The organism is Bradyrhizobium sp. MI1.3, from assembly GCF_055811695.1.
Window position 1 is genome coordinate 64918 of record NZ_JBVVPQ010000019.1, and the last position, 26194, is coordinate 91111.

Consider the following 26194-nt stretch of genomic DNA (forward strand, 5'->3'; position numbering starts at 1 on the left):
TAAACGACCCTCCTTACCAGCTGGACTTTACGAGGCCCGGGACCATGCCCCTGGAGCCAAGATCCCGCATTGCGATGCGGGACAGTTTGGTCAAGCGATAGTTCGAGCGCGAACGGCCCGACAGCTCGCAACGCAGACGGATGCGGGTCGTCGACGAGTTGCGCGGCATTTCCGCCAGCTTCAGGGTCGCGGCGAACCGCTCCTCCATCGGCAGCGACTTGTCGGCGATGATCGCCTTCAACCGCTCGCGCTTCGGAGCGGCGTTCTTCGCCATCCGCTTGCGCCGGTTGTTCTTTTCGACTGAACTCTTCTTTGCCATGCTTGGCTCCTGGGTATCCGCGTTTGAGAGGCTTTAGGTCAGCGTCTCACTGCCGGAACGGGAAATTGAAAGCGGTCAACAAGGCCCTCGCCTCGTCGTCGGTCTTGGCCGTGGTGCAGACGGTGATGTCCATACCGCGGGATTCCGTGACCTTGTCGAAGTCGATCTCGGGGAAAATGATGTGTTCCTTGAGGCCGAGCGAGTAGTTGCCGCGGCCGTCGAAGCTCTTCGGGTTCAAGCCGCGGAAGTCGCGGACGCGCGGCAGCGCGACCGTCACCAGGCGATCGATGAACTCGTACATGCGGGCCTTGCGCAGCGTGACCTTGCAGCCGATCGGCTGGTTCTCACGCAGCTTGAAGGTCGCGATCGCGATGCGCGAATAGGTCACGATCGCCTTCTGGCCGGCGATCTGGGTCAATTCCGCAGCGGCGTTCTCGGCCTTCTTGCGATCATTGACGGAATCGCCAACGCCCATGTTCAGCACGACCTTGTCCAGCCGCGGAACCTGCATGACGTTCTCATAACCGAACTTCTCGGTCATTTCCGTCCGGATCTTCGCGTCGTATTCCGCGCGCAGGCGCGGCGTGTAAGCGGCCTCAGCCATCGATCTCAGCTCCCGAGCTCTTGGCGATGCGGACCTTCTTGCCGTCCGCCAGAATCTTGAATCCGACGCGGGTCGGCTTCCCGTCCTTGCCGACATACGCGATGTTGGACAGTTGGATCGGCGACTCTTTCGAGATGATGCCGCCCTCCTGGGCCTGCGTCTGCTTCTGGTGACGCTTGACCATGTTGATGCCGCGCACCAGCGCCGTACCGGCGTCGGGCCGCACTTCGAACACCTCGCCGGTGCGGCCCTTGTCGCGGCCGGTCAGCACGACGACCTTGTCGCCCTTGCGGATCTTCGCAGCCATCACAGCACCTCCGGCGCGAGCGAGATGATCTTCATGTGGTTCTTGGCGCGCAGCTCGCGCGGCACGGGCCCGAAGATACGGGTACCGACCGGCTCGGACTGATTGTTGATCAGAACGGCGGCGTTGCGGTCGAAGCGGATGACCGAACCGTCGGCGCGGCGGATGTCCTTGCGGACGCGCACCACGACGGCCTTCATCACGTCGCCCTTCTTCACCTTGCCACGCGGAATCGCTTCCTTGATCGAGACAACGATGATGTCGCCGATCGTGGCGTAGCGGCGCTTGGAGCCCCCGAGCACCTTGATACACATGACACGGCGTGCGCCAGAATTATCGGCCACGTCGAGGTTGGTCTGCATCTGAATCATTGATGCACCTCGTCCTCTTCTCTTTGCGCCAGCCCAGCCGGCGCTCAACATTTACCTGAAGTCAGTCGGCTAAAGCCAACAGATCAGGCGCTTTTCTTGTGTTCGCCCCGGATCACGACCCAGCGCTTCAACTTCGAAATCGGCTTCGATTCCTCGATCCACACCATGTCGCCCGGCTTGAACTCGTTGCTCTCGTCGTGCGCGTGGTAGTTCTTCGAACGGCGGATCGTCTTCTTGTAGATCGGGTGCGTAAAGCGGCGATCGACGCGCACCACGATGGTCTTGGCTTGCTTGTCGCTGACGACCACGCCCTGCAAAGTACGTTTCGGCATCTTCGTAAGCCTCTTACTTCTTCTTCGCGCGCGTCTGCGCGGCGACGGTCTTGATCCGGGCGATGTCACGGCGGGCCTCGCGCAGGCGCGAGGTGTTCTCGAGCTGCCCGGTGGCGCGCTGGAAGCGCAGGTTGAAGCGCTCCTTCTTCAGGTTCAGGATGGCGTCATCCTGCTGATCGGGGCTCAACGCGCGGATGTCTTCGATTTTCATCTGGGCCATGGCCATTACTCCGCAATGCGCTCGACGAAGCGCGTCTTGATCGGCAGCTTGGCTGCCGCCAGGGTCAGCGCTTCACGCGCTGTCTGGGTGTTGACGCCGTCGATCTCGAACAGTACCCGGCCCGGCTTGACGCGCGCGACCCACAATTCCGGCGCGCCCTTGCCGGAACCCATGCGGACTTCGGCAGGCTTCTTCGACACGGGAACGTCGGGGAATATGCGGATCCAGACGCGGCCGGCGCGCTTCATGTGACGGGTCAGCGCGCGGCGAGCGGCTTCGATCTGGCGCGCGGTGACGCGCTCAGGCTCGGTCGCCTTCAGGCCGAACTGGCCGAACGCCAACGTCGCGCCCGAAGACGCAACGCCGTGGATACGGCCCTTATGCGCCTTCCGGAACTTCGTTTTCTTAGGTTGCATCATGGCTTCAAGCCCTCAAATTCTCTGTGCTGGCGTCAGGCTGCAGCGTTGTCCCGGCGCTGCCGGCCGCCGCGATCGCCGCCGCCACCAGTCTCACCTTCGGCCATTCTCTTGTCCTGGGCCATCGGATCGTGCTCGAGGATCTCGCCCTTGAAGATCCAGACCTTGACACCGCAGGTGCCGAAGGTCGTGAACGCGGTCGCAACGCCGTAGTCGATGTCTGCGCGCAGCGTGTGCAGCGGCACGCGACCTTCGCGGTACCACTCCATGCGCGCGATTTCCGCACCGCCCAGACGTCCCGAGCAGTTGATGCGGATGCCTTCCGCGCCGAGACGCATCGCCGACTGGACGGCGCGCTTCATGGCGCGGCGGAACGCCACGCGGCGCTCCAGCTGCTGCGCGATCGACTCGGCCACCAGCGTCGCATCGAGCTCCGGCTTGCGGATTTCGACGATGTTGATGACGACGTCGGACGCGGTGATGTCCGCGACCTTCTTGCGCAGCTTGTCGATGTCGGCGCCCTTCTTGCCGATCACCACGCCCGGACGAGCCGAGTGGATGGTGACGCGGCACTTCTTGTGCGGACGCTCGATCACGATGCGGGCGACGGCCGCCTGCTTGAGCTCCTTGTGCAGGATCTCGCGGATCTTGACGTCCTCGTGCAGCAGCTTGCCGTATTCCTGCTTGCCGGCGTACCAGCGGGAATCCCAGGTCCGGTTGATGCCGAGACGCAGACCGATCGGATTGATCTTTTGACCCATCGTGTTCTCCTGCGTCCCTTAAGCCGCTGCTGCGGCTTCGACCTGACGAACGATGATCGTCAGCTGTGAAAATGGTTTGTAGACACGGCCCGAGCGGCCACGGCCGCGGGCGGCAAAGCGCTTCATCACGAGGCCGTTGCCGACGAAGGCCTGCGCCACGACGAGATCGTCGACGTCGAGGTCGTGGTTGTTCTCGGCGTTGGCAATAGCCGATTCCAGGCACTTCTTCACGTCAACCGCGATCCGCTTGCGCGAAAACTGCAGGTCGGCGAGCGCAGCAGCCGCCTTCCGGCCGCGAATGAGCTGGGCGACCAGGTTGAGCTTCTGCGGGCTCACCCGCAGCATCCGGGCGACCGCCTTGGCCTCGTTCTCGGCGAGGCTCCGTTCGCGCTTAGGTTTGCTCATCGTTTAATCCTCAAGCCTTCTTGGCTTTCTTGTCCCCGGAGTGGCCATGGAAGGTACGGGTCGGCGAGAACTCGCCGAACTTGTGACCGACCATTTCCTCGTTGACGGCCACCGGCACGTGCTTCTGACCGTTGTAGACGCCGAAGGTCAGGCCGACGAATTGCGGCAGGATCGTCGAGCGACGGCTCCAGATCTTGATGACGTCGTGACGGCCGGACGAGCGCGCGGCATCTGCCTTCTTGAGCAGAGAACCCTCGACGAACGGGCCTTTCCAGACTGAACGAACCATGTCCGGCGTTCCTTACTTCTTCCGCTTGTGGCGGCTTAGGAGAATGAATTTGTTGGTCGACTTGTTCGAGCGGGTCTTCTTGCCCTTGGTCGGCTTGCCCCACGGAGTAACCGGGTGGCGACCGCCCGAGGTACGACCTTCACCACCGCCGTGCGGATGGTCGATCGGGTTCATGGAAACACCGCGGTTGTGCGGCTTGCGGCCCAGCCAACGGTTGCGGCCGGCCTTGCCGATCGACGTGTTCATGTGATCCGGGTTCGACACCGCGCCAATCGTGGCGCGGCAACGGCCGTGCACCAGGCGCTGTTCGCCCGAGTTCAGGCGGACGATCACGTAGTCCTGGTCGCGACCGACGAGCTGGGCGTAGGTGCCCGCGGAACGGGCGAGCTGGCCGCCCTTCCCGATCTTGACCTCGATGTTGTGGATGATCGTGCCGACCGGCATGTTGCCGAGCGGCATGACATTGCCCGGCTTCACGTCGACGTAGTTGCCGGCGACGACGGAATCACCGACGGCCAAACGCTGCGGCGCCAGGATGTAGGCCTGGGTGCCGTCTTCGTACTTGACCAGCGCGATGAACGCGGTGCGGTTCGGATCGTATTCCAGCCGCTCGACCGTCGCGGGCGCATCGACCTTGTCACGCTTGAAATCGACCGTACGCAACGTCCGCTTATGACCGCCGCCGCGGAAGCGCACGGTGATGCGACCGGTGTTGTTGCGGCCGCCAGAGGAGTGCTTGCCTTCGGTGAGCGCCTTGACCGGCTTGCCCTTGTAGAGGGCCGAACGATCGACCATGACCAGCTGGCGCTGGCCCGGCGTCGTGGGATTGAATGTCTTCAGTGCCATCGTCGTACGACCTTACAGACCGGTGGTCACGTCGATCCGGTGACCCTCTTCGAGAGTCACGATCGCGCGCTTGGAGTTCGACTGCGAGCCGAGATTGCCGCGGAAGATCTTGGTCTTGCCCTTGCGGACCAGCGTGTTGACACTCTTGACCTTGACGTCGAACAGCTTCTCGATCGCTTCCTTGATCTGCGGCTTGGTCGCCTTTGCGGCCACCTTGAACAGCACCTTGTTGTGCTCTGAGGCGATCGTGGCCTTTTCGGTCACGACCGGCGACAGGATCACGTCGTAGTGGCGAGGCTCGATGTTCTTCGTCATTTGAAGCGCGCCTCCAGCGCATCGATGGCGGCCTTGGTCAGAACAAGCTTCCGACGGCGCAGGATGTCATAGACGTTGATGCCCTGGATCGGCAGCACGTCCATGTTCGGGATGTTGCGGGCTGCAGCGGCGAAGCCGTTGTTGAGCTCGGCGCCGTCGATGATCAGCGCGTTGGTCAAACCCAGACCGGAGAAATGACCGAGCAGCGCCTTGGTCTTGGCAGCTTCCAGCGCGGCCTTGTCGATCACGATGAGATCGCCGTCCTTGGCCTTTGCCGAGAGCGCATGCTTGAGGGCGAGCGCACGGACCTTCTTCGGCAGGTCGGTGGCGTGCGAACGCACCACCGGACCGAAGGCACGGCCACCGCCACGGAACTGCGGCACGCGAGCCGAGCCGTGACGAGCACCACCGGTGCCCTTCTGCTTGTACATCTTCTTGCCGGTGCGCCAGATCTCGGCGCGGCCCTTGGCCTTGTGCGTACCGGCCTGGCGCTTGTTGAGCTGCCACTGCACGCAACGTGCAATGATGTCCTGGCGCGGCTCGAGGCCGAAAATGGTGTCGGAAAGCTGGACCGAGCCGGCTTCCTTACCTTCGAGGGTCGTGACCTTCAATTCCATCTCACGCCTCCTGCGCAGCCGGAGCAGCGTCCGCTTCGCCAGCAACCTTGAACTTGCCGGGCTTCGGAGCTTCCTTCGGCAGCGGCTTCTTGACGGCGTCGCGCACGCGGATCCAGCCGCCCTTGGAACCGGGAACGGCGCCTTCGACGAGGATCAGACCGCGCTCGACATCGAGCTGAACGACCCGAAGGTTGAGCGTGGTGATGCGGTCGACGCCCATGTGACCGGGCATCTTCTTGTTCTTCCAGGTCTTGCCCGGATCCTGACGGCCACCGGTCGAACCGATCGAACGGTGCGAGACCGAGACGCCGTGAGTGGCGCGCAGACCGCCGAAGTTCCAGCGCTTCATACCGCCGGCAAAACCCTTACCGACCGAAGTACCGGTGACGTCGACGAACTGACCGACGACAAAGTGGTCGGCCAGGATCTCGGCACCGACGGGGATCATCTGATCCGCGGAGACGCGGAATTCCTCGACCTGCCGCTTCGGCTCGACCTTGGCGACCGCGAACTGGCCGCGCTCCGCCTTGGGCATGTACACGGTCTTGCGGCTGCCAGAACCAAGCTGGAGCGCGACATAACCGTTTTTCTCTTCGGTGCGGTGGCCTACGACCTGGCAATTGCCGAGCTTCAGCACGGTCACGGGGATATGTTCGCCGGCCTCTGTAAAGACCCGCGTCATCCCGACCTTTTGTGCGATCACTCCGGAGCGCATCGGCGTGCTTCCTGTTCTTTCTGTCCGCTAGTGGCGAACGTGATCCAAAAATCTTAGAGCTTGATCTCGACGTCGACACCGGCGGCCAGGTCGAGCTTCATCAAAGCATCGACGGTCTGCGGGGTCGGGTCGACGATGTCGAGCAGGCGCTTGTGAGTGCGCATCTCGAACTGCTCGCGGCTCTTCTTGTCGACGTGCGGCGAACGGTTGACGGTGAACTTCTCGATGCGGGTGGGCAGCGGAATGGGTCCGCGGACCTGCGCGCCGGTGCGCTTCGCCGTGTTCACGATCTCGCGGGTCGACGTATCGAGGATACGATGGTCGAACGCCTTGAGACGGATGCGAATATTTTGGCCGTTCATTGCCGTGGTCTTTCTTCAGTGGGGTGGCGAATAGCGAATAGCGAATGTCACATTCGCTATTCGCCGATCCCTATTCTCGTAATTACTCGATGATCGAGGCGACGACGCCGGCGCCGACGGTGCGGCCGCCTTCGCGGATCGCGAAGCGGAGCTTCTCTTCCATCGCGATCGGCACGATCAGGTGCACTTCCATCGCGATGTTGTCGCCCGGCATCACCATCTCGGTACCTTCCGGCAGATGCACGACACCGGTCACGTCGGTGGTGCGGAAGTAGAACTGCGGACGGTAGTTGGTGAAGAACGGGGTGTGGCGGCCGCCCTCTTCCTTGGTGAGGATGTAGGCCTCAGCCTTGAACTTGGTGTGCGGCTTGACCGAACCCGGCTTGCACAGCACCTGGCCGCGCTCGACGTCCTCGCGCTTGGTACCACGAAGCAGCGCACCGATGTTGTCGCCGGCCTGGCCCTGATCGAGCAGCTTGCGGAACATTTCGACGCCGGTAACCGTGGTCTTCTGCGTGGCGCGCAGGCCGACGATCTCGATTTCCTCGCCGACCTTGACGATACCGCGCTCGACACGGCCGGTCACGACGGTGCCGCGGCCCGAGATAGAGAACACGTCTTCAACCGGCATCAGGAACGGAAGGTCGACCGGACGCTCCGGCTGCGGAATGTAAGCGTCGACCTGCTTCATCAGCTCGAGGATGGCCTCATGGCCGAGCGTCTTGTCGGAATCTTCGAGGGCGGCGAGCGCCGAGCCCTTGATGATCGGGATGGTGTCGCCCGGGAATTCGTACTTCGAGAGCAGCTCGCGAACCTCGAGCTCGACCAGCTCGAGCAGTTCCGGATCGTCGACCATGTCGCACTTGTTGAGGAACACGACCAGCGCGGGAACGCCGACCTGGCGGGCGAGCAGGATGTGCTCGCGGGTCTGCGGCATCGGACCGTCAGCGGCCGACACGACCAGGATCGCACCGTCCATCTGGGCAGCGCCGGTGATCATGTTCTTCACGTAGTCGGCGTGGCCGGGGCAGTCGACGTGCGCGTAGTGGCGGTTCTTGGTCTCGTATTCGACGTGCGCCGTCGAGATCGTGATGCCGCGCGCCTTCTCTTCCGGCGCCTTGTCGATCTGGTCGTACGCCGTGAACGTCGCACCGCCGGCTTCGGCGAGGACCTTGGTGATCGCCGCGGTCAGCGACGTCTTGCCATGGTCGACGTGACCGATGGTGCCGATATTGCAGTGCGGCTTGTTACGTTCAAACTTTGCTTTGGCCATTTGACTCTCCGTTCAATCGTCAGTTCGAGACCGACGACAATCAGGCAAACTTCTTCTGGACTTCTGCCGACACGTTGGCCGGCGCTTCTGCGTAGTGGTCGAACTGCATGGTGAAGGTTGCGCGACCCTGGCTCATCGAGCGCAGGTTATTCACGTAACCGAACATGTTCATGAGCGGCACCATCGCGTTGATGACGTTGGCGTTGCCGCGCATGTCCTGGCCCTGGATCTGACCGCGCCGGGAATTCAGGTCGCCGATGACGGAGCCGGTGTAATCTTCCGGGGTCACCACTTCGACCTTCATGATCGGCTCGAGCAGGACGGACTTGCCCTTCTGCAAGGCTTCGCGGAATGCAGCACGCGAAGCGATTTCGAAGGCGAGCGCCGACGAGTCGACGTCGTGATACTTGCCGTCGACGAGCTGAACCTTGACGTCGACCACGGGGAAGCCCGCGACGACACCAGAGCCCATCACGCTGTTGAGGCCCTTTTCGACGCCGGGGATGTATTCCTTGGGAACCGCACCGCCGACGATCTTGGATTCGAACTCGTAACCCTTGCCGGGCTCGTTCGGCTCGACCACGATCGACACTTCCGCGAACTGACCGGTACCGCCGGTCTGCTTCTTGTGGGTGTACTTGACCTCGGCCCTCTTGGTGACGCGCTCACGGAACGCCACCTGTGGCGCGCCGATGTTGGCATCGACCTTGTAGGTGCGGCGGAGAATGTCGACCTTGATGTCGAGATGGAGCTCGCCCATTCCCTTGAGGATGGTCTGGCCGGACTCCTGGTCGGTCGACACGCGGAAGGACGGATCCTCCGCAGCGAGCTTCGCCAGCGCCACACCGAGCTTTTCCTGGTCGGCCTTGGACTTGGGCTCGATCGCGATCTCGATGACCGGCTCGGGGAATTCCATCTTTTCGAGGATCACCGCCTTGTCGGGATCGCACAGCGTGTCACCGGTGCGCGCTTCCTTCAGGCCAGCCAGCGCAACGATGTCGCCGGCATAGGCTTCCTTGATGTCTTCGCGGTTGTTCGCATGCATCAGCAACATGCGACCAATGCGCTCCTTGCGGTCGCGCGTCGAATTGATGACGCCGGTACCCGACAGCAGCGTGCCGGAATAGATGCGGCAGAAGGTGATGGTGCCGACGAACGGGTCGTCCATGATCTTGAAGGCCAACAGAGCCAGCGGCTCCTTGTCGTCCGGCAGGCGAACCACCTCGTTGCCGTCTTCATCGACGCCCTTGATGGCGGGCACGTCAACCGGCGACGGCAGATAATCCACGACCGCGTCGAGCAAAGGCTGCACGCCCTTGTTCTTGAACGCCGAGCCGCACAACACCGGGAAGAACGCGCCAGTCAGCACGGCCTTGCGGATCAAGCGCTTCAACGTCGCCTCATCGGGCTCCTTGCCGTCGAGGTAAGCGGCGAGAACTTCGTCGTCGAGCTCGACGGCGGCTTCCAGCAGCTTCTCGCGATATTCCTTGGCCTTCTCGACCATGTCCTCGGGAATATCGATGTCCACGAACTTGGCGTCGAGCTTCTCTTCTTCCCAGATCACGCCCTTCATGCGAACGAGATCGACCAGACCCTTGAAGTTGTTCTCGGAACCGATCGGAAGTTGGATCGCGATCGGCTTTGCGCCGAGACGATCGATAATGTCCTGCATGCACTTGTAGAAGTCGGCGCCGGTCTTATCCATCTTGTTGGCGAAGACGATGCGCGGAACTTTGTACTTGTCGCCCTGGCGCCAGACCGTCTCGGTCTGGGGCTCGACGCCCTGGTTCGAGTCGAGCACGCACACGGCGCCGTCGAGCACGCGCAAGCTGCGCTCGACTTCGATGGTGAAGTCGACGTGGCCGGGAGTGTCGATGATGTTGAGACGCTTGCCTTCCCAGAACGCGGTGGTCGCGGCCGACGTAATCGTAATGCCGCGCTCCTGCTCCTGCTCCATCCAGTCCATCGTCGCGGCACCTTCGTGCACTTCGCCGATTTTGTGGCTCTTGCCGGTATAATAGAGGATGCGCTCGGTGGTCGTGGTCTTGCCGGCATCGATATGCGCCATGATACCGAAGTTACGGTAGTTCTCTATGGCATGAACGCGGGGCATGGAGTGTTCCTTAGATTCCGTGTGTCGCCGTTACCAGCGATAGTGCGAGAAGGCGCGGTTGGCTTCCGCCATCCGGTGCACGTCTTCGCGCTTCTTGACGGCGTTACCCCGGTTGTTCGACGCGTCCAGGAGCTCCGCAGAGAGCCGCTCGGTCATCGTCTTCTCGTTGCGGTCACGCGCAGCCGAGATCAACCAGCGAATGCCCAGCGCCTGACGGCGCACCGAGCGAACTTCGACCGGAACCTGATAGGTCGCGCCGCCGACGCGGCGGGAGCGCACTTCGATCGTCGGCATGACGTTCTCGAGTGCCTGCTCGAACACGCCGAGCGGGTTCTGCTTGGTCTTGCTTTCGATGAGGCCGAACGCGCCGTAGACGATGCCTTCGGCGACCGACTTCTTTCCGGCGTACATCACCGAATTCATGAACTTCGTGACGATGATATTCCCGAACTTCGGATCGGGAAGGACTTCGCGCTTTTCGGCAGAATGGCGACGAGACATGGACCTGGTTCCCGCTTACTTCGGACGCTTGGCGCCGTACTTCGAACGGCGCTGCTTACGGTTCTTGACGCCCTGGGTATCCAGGACGCCGCGGAGGATGTGGTAGCGCACGCCGGGCAAGTCCTTGACGCGACCGCCGCGGATCATGACCACCGAGTGCTCCTGGAGGTTATGGCCCTCACCGGGGATGTAGCCGATCACCTCGAAGCCGTTGGTCAGGCGCACCTTGGCAACCTTACGAAGCGCCGAGTTCGGCTTCTTCGGGGTCGTGGTGTAAACGCGCGTGCAAACACCGCGCTTCTGCGGCGACTGCTGCAGCGCCGGCACCTTCTTGCGCGACTTCTGCACTTCCCGCGGTTGAGCGATCAGCTGGTTGATCGTCGGCATCCTGGCATTACCCTTTGTGTTCTGCCGCGGCCCGTCACCGGGTCCGCAAATTCTTTCGAGCTACCCGCCCGACGAGGCCACCTTGCGCGGAACAATCCGCACAAAGCGAAATCGCGCCAACCACCCATTAACGGGCGGAAAGCGCTTCGACGCCACAGAGGACCGCAGTAGTTGAACCGGTCAGCTTGAAGCTGCGGTCCGCGCACCGAGGTCATGCATCCGAATTCGATCTCGAGAGAACATGCTCACGAGACCTAAAATCGCACTGGCATTGCCTAGCTATGATCGACAGCGTTTGAGCGGCATTCGTCGAGGTTGGTGCCTGTCTTGGCGATCCCAGGGGATCAAACAGGTGGCCCGTTCCGACGTTGGCGATGCTCACCGCCTGTCGTTAAGTGAGGGGGTTCTATAAGTGGGAGTCGGTCAAGTCAAGGCGAAACGTCAGTCAGAAGCGCTTCCCGCGCCTGCCGAAATCGCTTCCTGGGCCGCTCGCTGCGCCTTCGCGACATGGAAATGAAGAGCGCGTTCCGCCACCTCGAATCCAATTTATACCCGGGTTAAATATACTTTTATGACCTTTGGCTAAGGCTTTCTTTCCTGTTGGGGCGCCAATGTACCGCCTTGGGCAGGGATTGGCACCATGCGGTACACCGACATTGCCATTATCGGCGGGGGATTGTCCGGCTCGACCGCCGCCGCGATGCTCGGCCGTAGCGGCATTTCGACCATCCTGATCGATCCGCATGAGAGCTATTCTGCGGACTTTCGAGTCGAAAAACTGAGCGGCCACGTGCAGGTCGGGCGATTCCTGCAGACGGGAATCGCCGAATCGGTGCTGCGCCGCGCGACCTTTGTTGGTGAGAACTGGATCGCGCGCTTCGGCCGTCTTCTCGACAAGGCGCCAAGCCGGCAGTTCAACATCCTCTACGATTCCCTCGTCAACGCTGTCCGCGACGAAATTCCTGCCGGCGTCGAGCGCGTCTGCGCCAAGGCCGTCTCGGTCGAGACAAGTACGGAGCGGCAGAAGGTCACTCTCTCCAACGACGAGATGGTCTCCGCCCGGCTTGTCGTGCTCGCCAACGGCCTCAATGTCGGCCTGCGCCACCAGCTGGGAATTGCCCGAACAGTCGTCAGTGCCTGCCATTCGATTTCGATCGGGTTCGACGTGGTGCCCGCGGGACGGGACTCGTTCGACTTCCCGGCGCTGACCTATTTCTCGGAACGGCCGAGCGACCGCATCCCCTATCTCACGCTTTTTCCGATCGGGACGCGGATGCGCGCCAATCTGTTCGTCTACCGCAGCTTCGACGATCCCTGGCTGCTTGAGCTGCGCCGCGCGCCCGCCGAGACGTTGAACGCCGCGCTGCCACGGCTCAAGCGCATCACCGGACGATTCGACATTCCCGGTGAGCTGAAAATCCGCCCGGTCGATCTCTATGTGAACGATGCCAGCGGCCAACCCGGCCTCGTGCTGGTGGGCGATGCCTTCTCGACCTCCTGCCCTGCCGCCGGCACCGGCTGCGACAAGGTCTTCACCGACGTCGAGCGGCTCTGCAACCTCTACATCCCCCAGTGGCTGGCCTCCGACGGGATGGATGCAAGCAAGATCGCCACCTTCTACGCAGATCCGGTCAAGCGGGCGTGCGACGATTGGTCGGAGGCGAAGGCGTTCGACTTCCGCTCGGTCTCGATTGCGACGAGCCCCTATTGGACGGCGCAGCGCTGGGCACGCTTCATTGCCTGGTCGGTTCAGGGGCTATTGCGGCCGCTTGGAGGAGCCTTCGATCTGGAGCCGAACTTTCTCGGTCATTCCTCCTCATCGTCCTCGTCGAGGTCGTCTTCATCCTCGTCGTCATCGTCGCTGTCCTCGTCGATGTGAGCCGGCGCGCCATGAGGCTGGTGGATCTGGTCGTTCCACAGCTTGCGATAGGTGCCGTTCTTGGCGAGCAGCTCGGCATGCGAGCCGCGCTCGATCGCCCTGCCCCCTGAAATCACGATGATCTCGTCCATCTCGACCACCGAGGTCAGGCGGTGGGTCGACCAGATCATGGTGCGGCCCTTGGCAACCTTCAGCAGCGTGCGGTTGATTGCGGCTTCCGTGGTCTGGTCGAGCGCCGAAGTGGCTTCGTCCAGCAGCAGCACGGAGGGATTACGGATGACCGCGCGCGCGATCGCAATGCGCTGGCGCTGGCCGCCCGACAAGGTATCGCCGCGCTCGCCCACCGGCGTGTCGTATCGCTGCGGCAGGCTCATGATGTAGCGGTGGATCTCGGCCTTCTTGGCCGCCTCCTCCACCTCCTCGTCGGTCGCGCCCTCCTTGCCGAGCCGTATGTTCTCCCGGATCGACATGTTGAACAGCATGTTCTCCTGGAACACCACCGCCATGCTCCGGCGCAGCGAATCCAGCGTCACCTTGCGGACGTCGACGCCGTCGATGGTGACCCGCCCCTCGTCCGGCACATAGAGCCGCAGGATCAGATTCAGCAGCGTGCTCTTGCCGGAGCCCGAGGGACCGACGATGGCAATGCGCTTGCCGACATTGAGCTTGAGGCTGAGATTGTCCAGCACCGGCGTCTGGCTGCCTTCGTACTGGAAGGTCACGTGGTCGAAGGTGATGTCGTTGGTGATGCGCGGCAGATCGGGCGCGCCGGCACGATCGGCGCTGCGCGTGGGCTCGTCGAGCAGCTCCTGCATGTGACGAATCGCGGCTGCCGAGGAGATCGACACGGGGATGAAATGCATCACATGGGCGATGTTGTAGGACACCTCCCAGAACGCGCTCTCGAAGGTGACGAAGGTGCCGATGGTGATCTGACCCTTCGTCGCCAGATATGCGCCGATCGCGAGCACGACGAGATGCAAGAGCAGCACCGAGATGGTGACCGTCCGCTCTACCATGGTCGACAGGAACGCCGCCGAGGCCATCCTGTTTCGCGTCTCGTCGTTGCGAAAGGTGAAGAAGCCGAACATCCGGCGTTGCAGGCTGAACGCCTTGATCACGGCCTGCGCCGCCACGTTCTCCTGCACCATGCCAAGCAGCGCGGACTCATTGAGCTTCTGCTCGTAGTTCGCCTGAACGGCCTTCGGCGTCAGCATGCGGGGACCGATCAGCGTGATCGGAAACACCAGCAGCGCAACCGCCGCGAGCTGCCAGTTCAGGAACACCATCAGGATGATGCCCGCGATCAACTCCAGGAACGGCAATGCCGCGCTGTTGGCGAAGGTCTTGACCGAGCCCTCGAAGGCCGCGAGGTCAACGGAGAAGCGCGACAGGATCTCGCCGCGCTTGGTGCGGCCGAAATAGGCCGCCGGCAGGTCCTGGACGTGCTCGAACAGCCGTTTGCGGACGTCGGAGATGATGCACGCCGCGAGCCGCGCATCCCAGCGCTCGTACCAGACCGCGACGATCGAGGTGAAGATGCCCGCGACCGCGAGCACGCCGAGGATCTTGTACAGCGCCTGGAAATCCTCCTCGCCGAGCGCGTCGTCGATCAGGTACTTCAGGCTGAGCGGCATGATGACGTTGAATAGCGTCTCGACGAAGACGCCAAACGCCACGAAGGACAGCATCTGCTTGTAATTGACCAGGAAGGGTTTGACGAAGCCCAGGATGGTCGCGAGCGCGCCGGCGGCCTCGCGCGCGGTAAAGACGACGAGGTCCTCGTCCTCATCGTCGTCATCGAGCTCCAGCCCGTCATCCTCCTCGTCTTCATCGTCCTCGTCGTCTTCGAGGTCCGGCTTGACGGTAGGGACAAGCTTGTCGTCGAGCTCGGCCGCCTCTTCCGTGGCGAGCTTCTGTTTGTCGGGCGGGAGGGGCTTGGACGCCATGAAACCAACCGATGCTGACGGCCGGCATGACCGCAGAGAAAGAAGGAAATAGCGGAAACCGCTATTGCATCGATTCTATGCGATCAGGATGAATTCGGCAAAACAATTGGCGAAGGCGTCCGCTTCAGGCGGCTAGTCGTCTTCCTCGTCCTCGACCTTGTCGAAAAAGGAATAGCGCAACGAATCGGCGTCGGCGTACCACTGGCCCGGGCCCTTGTTGGCGGCGAGCGTCGTCTCCCAGAGCGCGTCGGTGCAGTCCTTGCGGTGCATCGACAACTCGAAGCCGTTGCCGAAGAACAGTTCGGACCATTCCCACCAGGTGCCGAGCTTCTTGACGCCGCGCAGAAGGTCGTAGCGGTCGATCAGTGCCGGCGCCATGTCCGAGGTGATCGAGCCGAACACGAGCCCGGTCTTGACCACACGGTTCAGCTCCCTGATCGCACGGACCACCTGCTTCGGGGAAACATGGCAGAGGCTGGTCTCGAACACGAAGTCGAACGCACCGTCTTTGAACGGCATGGCGGTGATCGAACCGAGCTTGTTGTACTTCTTCAGCGCCTTCGGCGTTCTGGCGTGAATGGTGCGGTTGTTCTCGATGCCGAAGGCATCGATACCGCGGTCGCGCAGCGCGCCGACAACCTCGCCGCTGGCCGAGCCCGCGATCAATAGCTTCGTGCCTTTGGTTTTGCCCCAGACGATGCCGATCAGTTTTGTGAGATAGTCGGGATCGGTGAAGTGTTGCCACACTTCGCTGTAAGGACCCTGGCCGCGATAATTGTCAAAATAATCGCGATCGATCTTGTCCGAGAGCGGCTTGTCGTCCTGCGAACGCTCGCGGCGCAGGCGCATCATCTCGGTCAAGATGATGTCGGTCGCCGCGTCCGAGGAATCGAGCAGGCCGTTCAGCGTCGAGTCGAACAGATAGTCGCCGACCACCACGATTCCGGGATGTTCCTTCGGCTCGGGGCGGTGATTGGTCATGACGTCGCGCACGGGCAAGCCGCCCGGAATCGCATTCACCGACGACAACCAGCGGTGGATCTTGCCTTCCATGAAATGCGCGCGTGCATCGCCGAGCAATGCCGGCAGCGATTTCAGCGCGGCATCGATCAGCTCCTGGTCGGAGAGATTCGCGAACGCCAGCGCGTCGGAGCCCGGAATCAGCCAGTTCAGCACGCCGTGCTTGCCCACATCATGGCGCGCGCCCTCGTTATAGACGCAGCAACCGCCAAAGGCCTCCGACATGAACCAGGCGCCGGCGATCTTGTCGCCCCAGAACGGCTTGTCGAACAGAATCGAGACCCGCAAATAGTGCGCAGGACGGTCGAAGTACGAGACGTGCTTGACCATCGACTTGCGGAGCTGTTCGCCCTCCCAGCCGACGGTTCCGAGCCAGGAATGCGGCAGACAGACCAGCACAAGGTCGAAGTCGCGCGTCTCTGGCCCCTTGCCGTTCATCATCTTGAGTTGATAGCGACCGGTCGGCGCCTTGCCGACCGTGAGGATTCGGTGATTGAGCTGGATGTCGGCATTGACCTCCGACTGGAGGCACTCGATGAGCTGCTCGTTACCGTTCTGGATGGAATAGAGGCCGATATAGCCGTCGACATCCATCAGGTAGTTCTTGAGCGCGTTGAGCCCGTTGGTGTTGTGGCTCTCGGTCGCGAGGTCCGAGCGCGCCATCACCTTGAAGAATCGCTTTGCGGTCTCGTCCTCGACCTCCTCGTCGAGCACCTGTTCGGCGGTCTTGTAGGCCCAGGGATTCTCGTTGTCGTGCGCGCCGACGCCCTCGTAATACTCGATCGGCGTCATCGCCTCGGCGCAGCGCTTACGGAACGCCTCGATCGCAGCCGCGGTCTTGGCACCATATTTGCGGCGCATGCCCGCGACGTCGTTGAGGAGTTCGCCGCCGAACTGGACCTGCTCGGCATCCATCGGAATGGTCTGCAGGCCGAAATGCTGGATCAACTCGCGCAACGGATCCGGCCCGGTCATCGAGTAGTCGTAGATCTCGGCAACGCCGGCCTCGTACATCGCGGGCGCGGAATCGAATTTGCGCGTGACGATCTTGCCGCCGAGCCGGTCGGATGCCTCGTAGATGGTGACGCGGCAGAGGTCGCCGAGCTTGCGCTTCAGATACCAAGCGCTCATCAGCCCGCCGGGGCCGCCGCCTACGATTGCGAGATCAAGCATGAGAATTCCGTGGTCTCCGGCCCGCCCCCTTCACGGGACCACCGGTCTAAGCTCTCCTAGCAGAAGCGCTTTTGCGCCTGAAGGAAAGATGAACAAAGGTTGATCCTGCACCGCAACAGGGAAACAAAGCAGCAAAAAGGCCGGCTTGCGCCGGCCTTTTCAGTGTCCTCGGTATTCCTACGGATGAATGATCATTCCGCAGGTGGCAGCGCCATCGGCTCCACTTCCGGCGCCGGCGGCACGACGGCCGCCTGCTTCTCGCGCTCGTCGAGGATCATCTTGTCGCGCTTCACCGCGACTTCGCGGATCTTCGCCATGGAGGCGCCGGTGCCTGCCGGAATCAGCCGACCGACAATGACGTTCTCCTTGAGGCCTTCGAGCGGATCGACCTTGCCGTTGACCGCCGCTTCCGTGAGGACGCGGGTGGTCTCCTGGAACGAGGCCGCCGAGAAGAAGGAGCGGGTCTGAAGGCTCGCCTTGGTGATGCCGAGCAGAACCGGCGTTCCCGTGGCGATCTTCTTGCCCTCTTCCTTGGCCTTCGCGTTGATCTGGTCGAACTCGATCTTGTCGATCTGCTCGCCCGAGATCATGTCCGTGTCGCCCTGGTCGGTGACTTCCACCTTCTGGAGCATCTGCCGGACGATCACCTCGATGTGCTTGTCGTTGATGAGCACGCCCTGGAGCCGGTAGACCTCCTGGATCTCGTTGACCAGATAGGCCGCGAGTTCCTCGATGCCCTTGACCGCCAGAATGTCGTGCGGCGCCGGGTTGCCTTCCACGATGAAGTCGCCCTTTTCGACGACGTCGCCGTCCTGAAGGTGGATGTGCTTGCCCTTCGGGATCAGGTACTCGCGCGCCTCGTCGGTCTTGTCCATCGGCTCGATCGAGATGCGACGCTTGTTCTTGTAGTCGCGCCCAAACCGGATGGTGCCCGCGATTTCGGCGATGATCGCCGCATCCTTCGGACGCCGAGCCTCGAACAGTTCCGCCACCCGCGGCAGACCGCCGGTGATGTCGCGCGTCTTGGCGCTTTCGGTCGAGACACGGGCGAGAATGTCGCCCGCCTGGACCTTGGCTCCGACATCGACCGACAGAATGCCGTCGACCGACAGCATGTAGCGAGCATCGCCGCCACGGGCGAGCTTGAGCACCTTGCCGTCCTTGCCCTTGATCACGATGGCGGGACGCAGGTCCCCGCCGCCGCGCATCGAGCGCCAGTCGATGACCACGCGCTTGGCAATACCGGTGGCCTCGTCGAGCGTTTCCGAGATCGACTGTCCCTCGACCAGATCCTCGAAGCCGATGGTGCCTTCGACCTCGGTGAGGAGCGGACGGGTGTAGGGATCCCATTCGACGATACGCTGGCCGCGCTTGACCATGTCGCCCTCGTCGACGTGCAGGCGCGAACCGTACTGAATACGGTGCGTCGCACGCTCGGTGCCGTCGGCATCGACGATCGCGATCACCATGTTGCGAACCATCGCAACCAGGTGGCCGTCGCTGTTGCGGGCGATGGCCTTATTCCTGATCACGATCTTGCCGTCGAAGTTGGATTCGACGAAAGATTGCTCGTTCAGCTGCGCCGCACCGCCGATGTGGAAGGTACGCATGGTGAGCTGGGTGCCCGGCTCGCCGATCGACTGGGCCGCGATGACCCCGACCGCTTCGCCGTGGTTGACCGGCGTGCCGCGAGCGAGATCGCGGCCGTAGCACTTGCCGCAGATGCCGTTGACGAGCTCGCAGGTCAGCGCCGAGCGGATCTTCACCTCCTGGACGCCGCCCTGATGAATGGCATCCAGATGGCTCTCTTCCATCAGCGTACCGCGCTTGAAGATCACCTTGCCCGTGCTGTCACGCACGTCTTCGCAGGCCGTGCGTCCGAGGATGCGCGAGCCGAGCGAAGCGACCACGGTGCCGGCATCGACGATGGCGCGCATCTTGATGCCGAGCTTGGTGCCGCAATCGTCCTGCGTGATGATGCAATCCTGCGCGACGTCGACGAGACGACGGGTCAGGTAGCCGGAGTTCGCAGTCTTCAACGCGGTGTCCGCGAGGCCCTTGCGGGCGCCGTGGGTCGAGTTGAAGTACTCGAGCACCGAGAGGCCTTCCTTGAAGTTCGAGATGATCGGCGTCTCGATGATCTCGCCAGACGGCTTGGCCATCAGGCCGCGCATGCCGGCGAGCTGGCGCATCTGGGCCGGCGAACCGCGGGCACCGGAGTGAGCCATCATGTAGATCGAGTTGATGTCGGCATCCGCCCCGCTCGCCGTCTTCTTGGTCGAGGAAATCTCCTTCATCATCGCCTTGGCGATTTCTTCCGTGGCCTTCGACCAGGCGTCGACGACCTTGTTGTACTTCTCGCCATGGGTGATCAGACCGTCGTTGTACTGCTGCTCGAAATCCTTCGCCAGCGTACGTGTGGTGTCGACGATCTTCCACTTGGAGTGCGGCACGACCATGTCGTCCTTGCCGAACGAGATGCCGGCCTTGAACGCGTTGTAGAAGCCGAGCGCCATGATGCGGTCGCAGAAGATCACCGTCTCCTTCTGACCGCAGTGGCGGTAGACCTGGTCGATGACGCCGGAGATCTCGCGCTTGGTCATCAGCTTGTTGATGATCTCGTACGGAACGCGCGGGTTCTTCGGCAGCAAATTGCCCAGCATGACGCGGCCAGCGGTGGTCTCGATCCAGCGCTTGGAGATCTTGCCGGTCTCGTCGATACCTTCCCACCGGTACTTGATCTTGGTGTGGAGGTGGATGACCTTCGCGTGCAGCGCGTGCTCGAGCTCCGCCATCTCGCCGAAGATCTTGCCCTCGCCGGGCAGGCCTTCGCGCATGATGGAGACGTAGTAGAGACCGAGCACGATGTCCTGCGACGGCACGATGATCGGCTGGCCGTTCGCCGGATGCAGGATGTTGTTGGTCGACATCATCAGGACGCGCGCTTCCAGCTGCGCTTCGAGCGACAGCGGGACGTGCACGGCCATCTGGTCGCCGTCGAAGTCGGCGTTGAACGCGGCGCAGACCAGCGGGTGGAGCTGGATCGCCTTGCCCTCGATCAGCACGGGCTCGAACGCCTGGATGCCGAGGCGATGCAGCGTCGGTGCGCGGTTGAGCAGCACGGGATGCTCGCGGATGACCTCGTCCAGGATGTCCCAGACCTCGGGCCGCTCCTTCTCGACCAGCTTCTTGGCCTGCTTCACGGTGGTGGACAGGCCCTTGGCGTCAAGCCGCGAGTAGATGAACGGCTTGAACAGCTCGAGCGCCATCTTCTTCGGCAGGCCGCACTGATGCAGGCGCAGCTCGGGACCGACCACGATCACCGAACGGCCCGAATAGTCGACGCGCTTGCCGAGCAGGTTCTGACGGAACCGGCCCTGCTTGCCCTTGAGCATGTCGGCGAGCGACTTCAGCGGACGCTTGTTGGCGCCGGTGATGACGCGGCCGCGGCGGCCGTTGTCGAACAGCGCGTCGACGGCCTCCTGAAGCATGCGCTTCTCGTTGCGGATGATGATGTCCGGCGCGCGCAGCTCCATCAGCCGCTTCAAGCGGTTGTTGCGGTTGATGACGCGGCGGTACAGGTCGTTGAGGTCCGAGGTCGCGAAGCGGCCGCCGTCCAGCGGCACCAGCGGACGCAGGTCCGGCGGAATCACCGGGACCACGGTCATGATCATCCATTCCGGCTTGTTGCCGGAGTGGCGGAACGCTTCCACGATCTTCAGGCGCTTGGCGAGCTTCTTGTGCTTGATGTCGGAGTCGGTCTCCTGCATCTCTGCGCGCAAGGTCAGCTCGAGCTTCTCGAGATCCATGCCCTTGAGCAGCTCGCGGATCGCTTCCGCGCCGATCATGGCGGTGAAGGAATCCTGGCCGTATTCGTCCTGCGCCTTCAGATACTCGTCTTCCGACAAGAGCTGACGGTCCTTCAGCGCGGTGAGGCCCGGCTCGAGCACGACGTAATATTCGAAATAGAGGATCCGCTCGAGATCCTTCAACGTCATGTCGAGCAGGAGGCCGATGCGCGAGGGCAGCGACTTCAGGAACCAGATGTGGGCGACGGGGGCTGCGAGCTCGATATGGCCCATGCGCTCGCGCCGGACGCGCGACAGCGTGACCTCGACCGAGCACTTCTCGCAGATGATGCCCTTGTACTTCATGCGCTTGTACTTGCCGCACAAGCACTCGTAATCCTTGATCGGCCCGAAGATGCGGGCGCAGAACAGGCCGTCGCGCTCGGGCTTGAAGGTACGGTAGTTGATGGTTTCCGGCTTCTTGATCTCGCCGTACGACCAGGACAGAATCTTCTCGGGGCTCGCGATCGAGATCCGGATCTGGTCGAAGACCTGAGCCGGCGTCGTCGGATTAAAGAGATTCATAATTTCTTGGTTCATCGTCTTCTCCTCGCGTGCCGGTCGCCTCCGGCAGCAAATTCGAAAATCACTATGCGGGGCGCCCTGCCCTCGCGACTCCAGGACTGGGCACCGATGCCCGGCCGTTCAGGCCGGGCATGAGGGTCGTCTTACTCGGCCGCTTCCGCCGTCCCCGGTCCGACCTTGGAATTGTGCAGGTCGACGTTGAGGCCGAGCGAGCGCATTTCCTTGACCAGCACGTTGAACGATTCCGGAATACCGGCCTCGAAGGTGTCGTCGCCACGCACGATCGCCTCGTACACCTTGGTACGGCCGGCGACGTCGTCCGACTTCACGGTCAGCATCTCCTGGAGCGTGTACGCCGCGCCGTAAGCCTCGAGCGCCCACACTTCCATTTCGCCGAAGCGCTGGCCGCCGAACTGCGCCTTGCCGCCCAGCGGCTGCTGGGTAACGAGCGAGTACGGACCGATCGAACGCGCGTGGATCTTGTCGTCGACGAGATGGTGCAGCTTGAGCATGTAGATGTAGCCCACCGTCACCTTGCGGTCGAAGGCATCGCCGGTGCGGCCGTCATAGACGGTCGACTGGCCCGAAGCGTCGAGACCGGCAAGCTTCAGCATCTCCTCGATGTCGGCTTCCTTGGCGCCGTCGAACACCGGCGTCGCGATCGGAACGCCGCGGCTCAGATTGTGGCCGAGCTCGATCAACTCGTTGTCGTTGAGCGACTTGATCGTCTCGTCCTCGCCGTAGACCTTCTTCAAGGTTTCCTTCAGCGGCCTGATGTCCTGCTTCGACAAATAGGCATCGACCGTCTGGCCGATACGCTTGCCGAGGCCGGCACATGCCCAGCCGAGATGGGTCTCGAGGATCTGTCCGACGTTCATGCGCGAGGGCACGCCGAGCGGATTGAGCACGATGTCGGCATGCGTACCGTCTTCGAGGAACGGCATGTCCTCGATCGGCACGATCTTCGACACCACGCCCTTGTTGCCGTGGCGGCCGGCCATCTTGTCGCCGGGCTGGATCTTGCGCTTCACCGCGACGAAGACCTTGACCATCTTCATCACACCGGGCGGCAATTCGTCACCGCGCTGAAGCTTTTCGACCTTGTCGAGGAAGCGCTGTTCAAGCCCCTTCTTCGACTCGTCGTACTGCTTCCGCATGGCCTCGATCTCGGCCATCAGCTTGTCGTTCGGCGAAGCGAACAGCCACCACTGCGACTTCGGGTACTCCTCGAGCACCGCACGGGTGATCTTGGTGTCCTTCTTGAAGCCCTTCGGACCGGCGATGCCCTGCCGTCCTTCGAGCAGCTCAGCAAGGCGGTTGTAGACGTTGCGGTCCAGGATCGCCTGCTCGTCGTCGCGGTCCTTGGCCAGACGCTCGATCTCTTCCCGCTCGATCGCCAGCGCACGCTCGTCCTTGTCGACGCCGTGCCGGTTGAACACGCGCACTTCGACGATGGTGCCCTGCACGCCCGGAGGAACGCGCAGCGAGGTGTCGCGGACGTCGGAAGCCTTTTCGCCGAAGATGGCGCGCAGGAGCTTTTCCTCCGGCGTCATCGGGCTTTCGCCCTTCGGCGTGATCTTGCCGACCAGGATGTCGCCGGCGCGCACTTCCGCGCCGATGTACACGATGCCGGCTTCGTCGAGGTTCTTCAGCGCTTCTTCCGAGACGTTCGGAATGTCGCGGGTGATTTCCTCGGGTCCGAGCTTGGTGTCGCGGGCCATCACCTCGAATTCTTCGATATGAATTGAGGTAAACACGTCTTCCTTCACGATCCGCTCGGAGAGCAGGATCGAGTCTTCGAAGTTGTAGCCGTTCCACGGCATGAACGCGACGAGCACGTTCCGGCCGAGCGCGAGCTCGCCGAGATCGGTCGACGGACCGTCGGCGATGATGTCGCCCTTCTTGACGATGTCGCCGACCTTCACCAGCGGACGCTGGTTGATGCAGGTCGACTGGTTGGAGCGCTGGTACTTCATCAGCCGGTAGATATCGACGCCCGACTTGGTCGGATCGAGATCTTCGGTGGCGCGGATGACGACGCGGGTCGCGTCGATCTGGTCGATCACGCCCGAACGGCGCGCCGCGATCGCAGCACCCGAGTCACGCGCAACCACGCCTTCCATGCCGGTGCCGACGAACGGCGCCTCGGCGCGAACCAGCGGCACCGCCTGGCGCTGCATGTTCGAGCCCATCAGCGCGCGGTTGGCGTCGTCGTTCTCGAGGAACGGGATCAGCGCGGCTGCGACCGAAACGAGCTGCTTCGGCGACACGTCCATGTAGTCGACCTTGTCCGGGGTCACCGGCAAGACTTCGCCGGCGTGACGGCAGACCACGAGGTCTTCGGTGAAGCGGCCCTTCGGATCGAGCGGCACGTTGGCCTGCGCGACCGTGTAGCGGCCCTCTTCCATTGCCGAGAGGTACACGACCTCGTCGGTGACGCGGCCGTCCTTGACCTTGCGATACGGGGTCTCAACGAAGCCGTACTTGTTCACGCGCGCGAAGGTCGCGAGCGAGTTGATCAGGCCGATGTTCGGACCTTCCGGCGTCTCGATCGGGCAGATGCGGCCGTAATGCGTCGGATGCACGTCGCGCACCTCGAAGCCGGCGCGCTCGCGGGTCAGACCGCCCGGTCCAAGCGCCGACAGGCGGCGCTTGTGGGTGATCTCCGACAGCGGGTTGGTCTGGTCCATGAACTGCGAGAGCTGCGAAGAGCCGAAGAACTCGCGCACGGCGGCGGCCGCCGGCTTCGCGTTGATCAGGTCCTGCGGCATGACCGTGTCGATGTCGACCGAAGACATGCGCTCCTTGATCGCGCGCTCCATGCGGAGCAAGCCGATGCGGTACTGGTTCTCCATGAGCTCGCCGACCGAGCGCACACGGCGGTTGCCGAGATGGTCGATGTCGTCGATCTCGCCCTTGCCGTCGCGCAAATCCACCAGCGTCTTGATGACGGAGAGGATGTCTTCCTTGCGCAGCGTGCGCTGGGTGTCGGGCGCATCGAGGTCGAGGCGCATGTTCATCTTGACGCGGCCGACCGCCGAGAGGTCGTAGCGCTCGGCGTCGAAGAACAGCGACTGGAACATCGCCTGCGCCGAATCCAGCGTCGGCGGCTCGCCGGGACGCATGACGCGGTAGATGTCGAACAGCGCGTCCTCACGCGTCATGTTCTTGTCGGCCGAGAGCGTGTTGCGGATATAGGCGCCGACATTGACGTGGTCGATGTCAAGCAGCGGCAACTCCTTGTAACCCTGCTCGTTGAGAGCCTTCATCGACTTGTCGGTGATCTCTTCACCGGCTTCCGCGTGGATCTCGCCGGTCTTGGGATTGACGAGGTCCTCGGCGATGTAGTTGCCGACGAGCTCCGCATCCGACAGGCGCAGCGCCTTCAGACCCTTCTCCTGCATCTGACGCGCACCGCGCACGGTGAGCTTCTTGCCGGCTTCGAGCACGACCTTGCCGGTATCGGCGTCGATCAGGTCGTTGATGGTCGAGTAGCCGCGGAAACGATTGGCGTCGAACGGAACGCGCCAGCCTTCCTTGATCCGCTTGTACTGGATCTTCTTGTAGAAGGTGCTGAGGATCGCCTCGCCGTCGAGACCGAGCGCGAACATCAGCGACGTCACCGGAAGCTTGCGGCGACGGTCGATACGCGCATAGACGATGTCCTTGGCGTCGAACTCGATGTCGAGCCAGGAGCCGCGATACGGGATCACGCGGGCGGCGAACAGCAGCTTGCCCGACGAATGGGTCTTGCCCTTGTCGTGGTCGAAGAACACGCCCGGCGAACGGTGCATCTGCGAGACGATGACGCGCTCGGTGCCGTTGACGATGAAGGTGCCGTTCATCGTCATGAGCGGGATATCGCCCATGTAGACGTCCTGCTCCTTGATGTCCTTGACCGACTTCGCGCCGGTTTCCTCGTCGATATCGAACACGATGAGGCGCAGCGTCACCTTGAGGGGAGCCGCGAAGGTCATGCCGCGCTGGCGGCACTCGTCGACGTCGTATTTCGGCGGCTCGAACTCGTAGCGGACGAATTCCAGCATCGAGGTGCCCGAGAAGTCGGAGATCGGGAACACCGAGCGGAACACCGCCTGCAAGCCCTCGTCCGACCGTCCGCCCTGGGGCTCGTCGACCATCAGGAACTGGTCATAGGACGCCTTCTGAACCTCGATGAGGTTCGGCATCTCGGCCACTTCCTTGATGTGTCCGAAGAACTTGCGAACGCGTTTGCGACCGGTGAATGTCTGCTGCGCCATCGTGGCCTCTCATTTTCGTCGCCCGATTTGGGCGCGCCCTCCGGAACGCGGCGACCGCCGCTCCCCGGGTTGAATTTTTCGAACCCGTCTTGGGGGCCGGAGACTCAGTTTCAGGCAGGAATGTCCTGAATCTGTTCTTCAGACCTTCAAAACGCAAAACGACGCGCGGGGCGCAGGAGCGCGCCCGCCCGTCACAACCATCCTCTTCACGGACTGCAAAAGCCCGAAATAGCTTGCTCTCCCAACGGCTTACAGGGAATGCGGCATCCCTGCCCACCGCGCTTTCGTGCTGCCGACCCGATATGGGGCGACATTAGTGCAGATTCGAGGGACAAACCCTCAAATCCCCACACTTTTTCGTGTTCGGCCTGCGTCGGGTCGTTCCGTCGCA

Annotated in this window: 24 protein-coding genes; 1 reads left to right on the forward strand and 23 read right to left on the reverse strand. The window is 62.6% G+C overall.

The genetic code is table 11. From position 1 onward, the window contains the following. Positions 1–13: 13 nt before the first annotated feature. The 19 genes from rpsN to rpsL all read right to left on the reverse strand — a co-directional run bounded on the left by rpsN (position 14) and on the right by rpsL (position 11150). A complete protein-coding gene (gene rpsN / locus AC0L3A_RS16450; protein WP_007603033.1) occupies positions 14–319 on the reverse strand; it encodes a 30S ribosomal protein S14 in 306 nt (101 codons plus the stop codon). A gap of 46 nt (positions 320–365) precedes the next feature. Next, the gene (gene rplE, locus AC0L3A_RS16455) at positions 366–923 is read right to left on the reverse strand and encodes a 50S ribosomal protein L5 (RefSeq protein WP_007603032.1); all 558 of its coding nucleotides are present in this window, start codon (positions 921–923) and stop codon (positions 366–368) included. Then, positions 916–1230, reverse strand: a complete 315-nt coding sequence (rplX, locus tag AC0L3A_RS16460; protein ID WP_007603031.1) for a 50S ribosomal protein L24 — start codon at positions 1228–1230, stop codon at positions 916–918. Before rplX ends, rplE begins: the two co-directional genes overlap by 8 nt. After that, positions 1230–1598, reverse strand: a complete 369-nt coding sequence (gene rplN, locus AC0L3A_RS16465; protein WP_007603030.1) for a 50S ribosomal protein L14 — start codon at positions 1596–1598, stop codon at positions 1230–1232. The genes rplX and rplN overlap by 1 nt, the downstream gene beginning before the upstream one ends. Before the next feature lie 83 nt (positions 1599–1681). Continuing rightward, complete coding sequence (rpsQ, locus tag AC0L3A_RS16470; protein ID WP_007603028.1) at positions 1682–1930, reverse strand: 30S ribosomal protein S17; 249 nt, start codon at positions 1928–1930, stop codon at positions 1682–1684. Between the two features lie 13 nt (positions 1931–1943). Further along, positions 1944–2150 (reverse strand): 50S ribosomal protein L29, encoded by a 207-nt coding sequence (rpmC, locus tag AC0L3A_RS16475; RefSeq protein WP_007603026.1) that lies wholly within the window; start codon positions 2148–2150, stop codon positions 1944–1946. A gap of 5 nt (positions 2151–2155) precedes the next feature. Next, complete coding sequence (gene rplP, locus AC0L3A_RS16480; RefSeq protein WP_007603024.1) at positions 2156–2569, reverse strand: 50S ribosomal protein L16; 414 nt, start codon at positions 2567–2569, stop codon at positions 2156–2158. A gap of 32 nt (positions 2570–2601) precedes the next feature. Beyond that, entirely contained in the window at positions 2602–3327 is a 726-nt protein-coding gene (gene rpsC, locus AC0L3A_RS16485; protein ID WP_007603023.1) for a 30S ribosomal protein S3, read from the reverse strand. A gap of 18 nt (positions 3328–3345) precedes the next feature. Then, a complete protein-coding gene (rplV, locus tag AC0L3A_RS16490; protein WP_007603022.1) occupies positions 3346–3732 on the reverse strand; it encodes a 50S ribosomal protein L22 in 387 nt (128 codons plus the stop codon). A 10-nt stretch (positions 3733–3742) separates the two neighbouring features. Then, positions 3743–4021 (reverse strand): 30S ribosomal protein S19, encoded by a 279-nt coding sequence (gene rpsS / locus AC0L3A_RS16495; protein WP_007603021.1) that lies wholly within the window; start codon positions 4019–4021, stop codon positions 3743–3745. 12 nt (positions 4022–4033) lie between these two features. Then, a complete protein-coding gene (gene rplB, locus AC0L3A_RS16500; RefSeq protein WP_007603020.1) occupies positions 4034–4867 on the reverse strand; it encodes a 50S ribosomal protein L2 in 834 nt (277 codons plus the stop codon). A 12-nt stretch (positions 4868–4879) separates the two neighbouring features. After that, positions 4880–5182 carry a 50S ribosomal protein L23 gene (locus AC0L3A_RS16505; protein WP_007603019.1) on the reverse strand — a complete coding sequence of 101 codons (303 nt, stop codon included), beginning with the start codon at positions 5180–5182 and terminating at the stop codon, positions 4880–4882. Continuing rightward, the gene (gene rplD, locus AC0L3A_RS16510) at positions 5179–5799 is read right to left on the reverse strand and encodes a 50S ribosomal protein L4 (protein ID WP_007603018.1); all 621 of its coding nucleotides are present in this window, start codon (positions 5797–5799) and stop codon (positions 5179–5181) included. Before rplD ends, AC0L3A_RS16505 begins: the two co-directional genes overlap by 4 nt. 1 nt (position 5800) lies before the next feature. Beyond that, the gene (gene rplC, locus AC0L3A_RS16515) at positions 5801–6514 is read right to left on the reverse strand and encodes a 50S ribosomal protein L3 (RefSeq protein ID WP_007603016.1); all 714 of its coding nucleotides are present in this window, start codon (positions 6512–6514) and stop codon (positions 5801–5803) included. A 53-nt stretch (positions 6515–6567) separates the two neighbouring features. After that, complete coding sequence (gene rpsJ, locus AC0L3A_RS16520) at positions 6568–6876, reverse strand: 30S ribosomal protein S10 (RefSeq protein WP_002712302.1); 309 nt, start codon at positions 6874–6876, stop codon at positions 6568–6570. An 82-nt stretch (positions 6877–6958) separates the two neighbouring features. Next, a complete protein-coding gene (gene tuf / locus AC0L3A_RS16525) occupies positions 6959–8149 on the reverse strand; it encodes an elongation factor Tu (RefSeq protein WP_007603012.1) in 1191 nt (396 codons plus the stop codon). Between the two features lie 40 nt (positions 8150–8189). Further along, positions 8190–10262 carry an elongation factor G gene (gene fusA / locus AC0L3A_RS16530; RefSeq protein WP_007603010.1) on the reverse strand — a complete coding sequence of 691 codons (2073 nt, stop codon included), beginning with the start codon at positions 10260–10262 and terminating at the stop codon, positions 8190–8192. Positions 10263–10292: 30 nt separating this feature from the next. Then, on the reverse strand, positions 10293–10763 hold the full coding sequence (gene rpsG / locus AC0L3A_RS16535; RefSeq protein ID WP_007603009.1) for a 30S ribosomal protein S7: 471 nt from the start codon (positions 10761–10763) through the stop codon (positions 10293–10295). 15 nt (positions 10764–10778) lie between these two features. Further along, a complete protein-coding gene (gene rpsL, locus AC0L3A_RS16540; protein WP_007603006.1) occupies positions 10779–11150 on the reverse strand; it encodes a 30S ribosomal protein S12 in 372 nt (123 codons plus the stop codon). Positions 11151–11790: 640 nt separating this feature from the next. Between rpsL and AC0L3A_RS16545 the strand changes: the two genes are divergently transcribed. Beyond that, positions 11791–13029, forward strand: a complete 1239-nt coding sequence (locus AC0L3A_RS16545) for an FAD-dependent oxidoreductase (protein ID WP_473254766.1) — start codon at positions 11791–11793, stop codon at positions 13027–13029. On the opposite strand, the gene AC0L3A_RS16550 is transcribed toward AC0L3A_RS16545, so the two are convergent. From AC0L3A_RS16550 to rpoB, 4 genes are all read right to left on the reverse strand, one after another. After that, positions 12957–14978 (reverse strand): ABC transporter ATP-binding protein, encoded by a 2022-nt coding sequence (locus AC0L3A_RS16550; protein WP_473254767.1) that lies wholly within the window; start codon positions 14976–14978, stop codon positions 12957–12959. The two genes, AC0L3A_RS16545 and AC0L3A_RS16550, sit on opposite strands and share 73 nt — an antisense overlap. A gap of 132 nt (positions 14979–15110) precedes the next feature. Then, positions 15111–17171, reverse strand: a complete 2061-nt coding sequence (locus AC0L3A_RS16555; RefSeq protein WP_473254768.1) for an FAD-dependent oxidoreductase — start codon at positions 17169–17171, stop codon at positions 15111–15113. Positions 17172–17362: 191 nt separating this feature from the next. Continuing rightward, positions 17363–21559 (reverse strand): DNA-directed RNA polymerase subunit beta', encoded by a 4197-nt coding sequence (rpoC, locus tag AC0L3A_RS16560; protein ID WP_007602997.1) that lies wholly within the window; start codon positions 21557–21559, stop codon positions 17363–17365. Positions 21560–21687: 128 nt separating this feature from the next. After that, positions 21688–25803, reverse strand: coding sequence for a DNA-directed RNA polymerase subunit beta (gene rpoB, locus AC0L3A_RS16565; protein ID WP_007602996.1), 4116 nt, complete (start codon positions 25801–25803; stop codon positions 21688–21690). Positions 25804–26194 lie beyond the last annotated feature (391 nt).

What these genes read in the sequence shown, in the direction of transcription:
- rpsN (WP_007603033.1), bottom strand. Translation starts at nt 319, where the DNA reads ATGGCAAAGAAGAGTTCAGTCGAAAAGAACAACCGGCGCAAGCGGATG.
- rplE (WP_007603032.1), bottom strand. Translation starts at nt 923, where the DNA reads ATGGCTGAGGCCGCTTACACGCCGCGCCTGCGCGCGGAATACGACGCG.
- rplX (WP_007603031.1), bottom strand. Translation starts at nt 1,230, where the DNA reads ATGGCTGCGAAGATCCGCAAGGGCGACAAGGTCGTCGTGCTGACCGGC.
- rplN (WP_007603030.1), bottom strand. Translation starts at nt 1,598, where the DNA reads ATGATTCAGATGCAGACCAACCTCGACGTGGCCGATAATTCTGGCGCA.
- rpsQ (WP_007603028.1), bottom strand. Translation starts at nt 1,930, where the DNA reads ATGCCGAAACGTACTTTGCAGGGCGTGGTCGTCAGCGACAAGCAAGCC.
- rpmC (WP_007603026.1), bottom strand. Translation starts at nt 2,150, where the DNA reads ATGGCCCAGATGAAAATCGAAGACATCCGCGCGTTGAGCCCCGATCAG.
- rplP (WP_007603024.1), bottom strand. Translation starts at nt 2,569, where the DNA reads ATGATGCAACCTAAGAAAACGAAGTTCCGGAAGGCGCATAAGGGCCGT.
- rpsC (WP_007603023.1), bottom strand. Translation starts at nt 3,327, where the DNA reads ATGGGTCAAAAGATCAATCCGATCGGTCTGCGTCTCGGCATCAACCGG.
- rplV (WP_007603022.1), bottom strand. Translation starts at nt 3,732, where the DNA reads ATGAGCAAACCTAAGCGCGAACGGAGCCTCGCCGAGAACGAGGCCAAG.
- rpsS (WP_007603021.1), bottom strand. Translation starts at nt 4,021, where the DNA reads ATGGTTCGTTCAGTCTGGAAAGGCCCGTTCGTCGAGGGTTCTCTGCTC.
- rplB (WP_007603020.1), bottom strand. Translation starts at nt 4,867, where the DNA reads ATGGCACTGAAGACATTCAATCCCACGACGCCGGGCCAGCGCCAGCTG.
- AC0L3A_RS16505 (WP_007603019.1), bottom strand. Translation starts at nt 5,182, where the DNA reads ATGACGAAGAACATCGAGCCTCGCCACTACGACGTGATCCTGTCGCCG.
- rplD (WP_007603018.1), bottom strand. Translation starts at nt 5,799, where the DNA reads ATGGAATTGAAGGTCACGACCCTCGAAGGTAAGGAAGCCGGCTCGGTC.
- rplC (WP_007603016.1), bottom strand. Translation starts at nt 6,514, where the DNA reads ATGCGCTCCGGAGTGATCGCACAAAAGGTCGGGATGACGCGGGTCTTT.
- rpsJ (WP_002712302.1), bottom strand. Translation starts at nt 6,876, where the DNA reads ATGAACGGCCAAAATATTCGCATCCGTCTCAAGGCGTTCGACCATCGT.
- tuf (WP_007603012.1), bottom strand. Translation starts at nt 8,149, where the DNA reads ATGGCCAAAGCAAAGTTTGAACGTAACAAGCCGCACTGCAATATCGGC.
- fusA (WP_007603010.1), bottom strand. Translation starts at nt 10,262, where the DNA reads ATGCCCCGCGTTCATGCCATAGAGAACTACCGTAACTTCGGTATCATG.
- rpsG (WP_007603009.1), bottom strand. Translation starts at nt 10,763, where the DNA reads ATGTCTCGTCGCCATTCTGCCGAAAAGCGCGAAGTCCTTCCCGATCCG.
- rpsL (WP_007603006.1), bottom strand. Translation starts at nt 11,150, where the DNA reads ATGCCGACGATCAACCAGCTGATCGCTCAACCGCGGGAAGTGCAGAAG.
- AC0L3A_RS16545 (WP_473254766.1), top strand. Translation starts at nt 11,791, where the DNA reads ATGCGGTACACCGACATTGCCATTATCGGCGGGGGATTGTCCGGCTCG.
- AC0L3A_RS16550 (WP_473254767.1), bottom strand. Translation starts at nt 14,978, where the DNA reads ATGGCGTCCAAGCCCCTCCCGCCCGACAAACAGAAGCTCGCCACGGAA.
- AC0L3A_RS16555 (WP_473254768.1), bottom strand. Translation starts at nt 17,171, where the DNA reads ATGCTTGATCTCGCAATCGTAGGCGGCGGCCCCGGCGGGCTGATGAGC.
- rpoC (WP_007602997.1), bottom strand. Translation starts at nt 21,559, where the DNA reads ATGAACCAAGAAATTATGAATCTCTTTAATCCGACGACGCCGGCTCAG.
- rpoB (WP_007602996.1), bottom strand. Translation starts at nt 25,803, where the DNA reads ATGGCGCAGCAGACATTCACCGGTCGCAAACGCGTTCGCAAGTTCTTC.